We start from the raw sequence: 2703 nt of genomic DNA on the forward strand, positions 1-2703 counted from the left end.
TTAAGAAATTGGGATCTACCACCATGTGTAGCACTTAATCCTACTGATGAAATAAAAAAAACTTTAAACAATAGCTTGTGTAAATAATTTTTAAAAATATCAATAATTTTTTAAGAGAGTTCTTTTTTAAAATCATCTGTAAAAATTTAACTTTCGTTAATACAGTTTATATTGAAATTTTTTGATTCTAAATCAAAGCATACGACAATTTTCTTGACAAACACCGTATTCGATAATCCACAATATTATGATAAACTCGCTATTATACAGAGAGATTCACAAGCCATTTCTAATATATTGTGGTCAACTCTATCATTAATTAGTGGAATTATATCTATAATAATATCATTTGGTATTTTATGTAATACAAGTATGAAATATGGTATTTTAATAATCATATCAGTAATACCATCAATAATATCAAATAGGATATTTGCACAAAAAGTTTTTAATTTAAGTATTTCTCAAATTAAAAATGAAAGGAAAGCTTCTTATCTATTATATTTAGCTACACAGAGGGAGTATGCACAAAATGTAAGATTGTTTAATATTGGAAGTTCGCTAAATTTAAGATATACGCAGATATGGAATTCTATGTTTTTAGTAAAGAAAAAATTACTAAAGAAAAGATTTTTAATGATTGCTTTATTACAACTGTTACCTGAAATTATAATTTTGTATATAAACTTAGATGTAGCATTTAAAGTAATAGATCAAATAATGATTGTTGGTGATTTTGTCTTATATAGTGGTTTAATAACTCAATTATGGAGTTCATTAATTCAAGCGACTTCATCGGGATTAGATGTATATGACAATAAAATGAAAATTGATAGTATACAATCAATTAAAGAATTTTCTAATACGACTATCCAATCAGGAAAAAGATCAATATCTCAAATAAAAAAAATTGAGTTTTCAGATGTTTATTTTAAATATCCTGGAAGTAGCAAATATATTCTTAAAGGAGTAAATTTTACCGTTCTAGAAAATGAAAAAATTGCATTAGTTGGTGTAAATGGTTCAGGAAAAACTACAATTATTAAACTTTTATTGAGATTTTATGATACAACAAAAGGTTTAATTTTAATTAACGATAAAAATATATTGGAATATGAACTAGATGAATTAAGAAATTGCTTTGGGACATATTTTCAAAATTCGTTAAATTTTGGATTTTCTATCAAGGATAATATTACAATAAAAGAATCGCTACGTGAATTTAAAGATATAGATATAATAAATATACTAAAATTAATTGGTGGAAATAATATATTAAAAAAGATAAATAATAATATAAATATTTATCTAACAAGAATGTTTGACGAAGATGGAATAGAAATATCAGGAGGTGAACATCAAAAAATAGCATTAGCTAGAACATTTTTTGATCAAAATAGTGCTATAATATTAGATGAACCATCATCAGCATTAGATCCTGAATCTGAAGAAAATATTTTTAAATTGATTCAAAGTAATTATAATGAAAAAATGGTTTTTTTCACATCTCATAGACTTACAAATATTTTTTTAGCAGATAAAATTTTGGTGCTTCAAGACGGAATTATTATTGAAAATGGAAGTAGAGATGAACTTTTAAAAAATGGAGAAAAATTTGCAGAACTATATGAATATCAAGCAAGTAAATTCAAATAAAAATTATGGAAGAATCAAGAAACTTAATTCATAGACACGAAATTTAAGTGAATTTTAATAGTAAAATTTATATATAAGTGTTAAATAATAATTAATTACAAAATATTTATAATTAATTATTATTTAACTGCATACCGTTATAAGGTCCAAAATTTAAAGTTCCTAAAATATCTTTCCACATATTTTCTCTTTGTATAATATCATCTTTATCATAAAATTCTATAACAGAAAAAACAATTTCATTATACCCATTTTCAAGAATAAATAAGTTTAAATGTCTAGCATCCCCATTAGAATTTAAATGGTGCATCCATCTTCCAATGATTCCATTTTCACCATAGGCACTGCCTATATATCTACTTTTTCCATCTTTAGATCTTTGAATATATATACCATTTTTATTTAAAGCCTTTTTTAAATTATTATCTTTTGAATTATCTTCCCAAATACTAATAATTTCTCTCCAAGTAAAGGTTTGTCCCATTACATTATTTTCACTAATATCAACATCAGGTAATTCTAATCCTTCAAATTTTGAGGTAGTTGCTAAGGAACTACTATTGATACATTGTTTTTGTATTTCAGGATTATGTAAAATATTTTTAATACTTATAGCTAAGTCTACACAATTATCTACCTTATAATCAATAAAATAAGAACTATTTTTAATAACTCCTTTAATGGTTGCAAGACTTTCCTTTAATCTATTATTTATATAATTTGAATGATAAATTCTAAAGGTTAAATCTTTCTTACTTCCCCATAATTCAAAGGCTCTTATTTTATAAATATTAGGTTTTACCCTATAGGCTACAAAAGGATTTTCACTATCCATATAATTATCTTTTCTCTTTTGTGCAAATAAATTAATTAATTCACTTTTAGTTAATATTTCTTCTAATAGGTCAATCATACATTTATCTCCTTACTTATAGTTAATTTATATTTTTGTTTAAGATGTGCATAAATTTTATTTAGACTAATGTGTAAAATAGTACATCTTAAACTAAATTATAGAATGATTTTAATTTTTAAGCTAATAAGGAG

General features: G+C 23.5%; 2 protein-coding genes. One reads left to right on the top strand and one right to left on the bottom strand.

Annotated elements, in window-relative coordinates; all coding sequences use genetic code 11:
• Window positions 1-213: 213 nt before the first annotated feature.
• The gene (locus GBZ86_RS14705) at window positions 214-1656 is read left to right on the top strand and encodes an ATP-binding cassette domain-containing protein (protein WP_152891894.1); all 1443 of its coding nucleotides are present in this window, start codon (window positions 214-216) and stop codon (window positions 1654-1656) included.
• A 112-nt stretch (window positions 1657-1768) separates the two neighbouring features.
• Here GBZ86_RS14705 and GBZ86_RS14710 read toward each other — a convergent pair whose 3' ends face one another.
• Window positions 1769-2569, bottom strand: coding sequence for a GIY-YIG nuclease family protein (locus tag GBZ86_RS14710; RefSeq protein ID WP_152891896.1), 801 nt, complete (start codon window positions 2567-2569; stop codon window positions 1769-1771).
• Between the last annotated feature and the right edge of the window lie 134 nt (window positions 2570-2703).

The organism is Clostridium tarantellae (genome assembly GCF_009295725.1).
GTDB lineage: Bacteria > Bacillota > Clostridia > Clostridiales > Clostridiaceae > Sarcina > Sarcina tarantellae.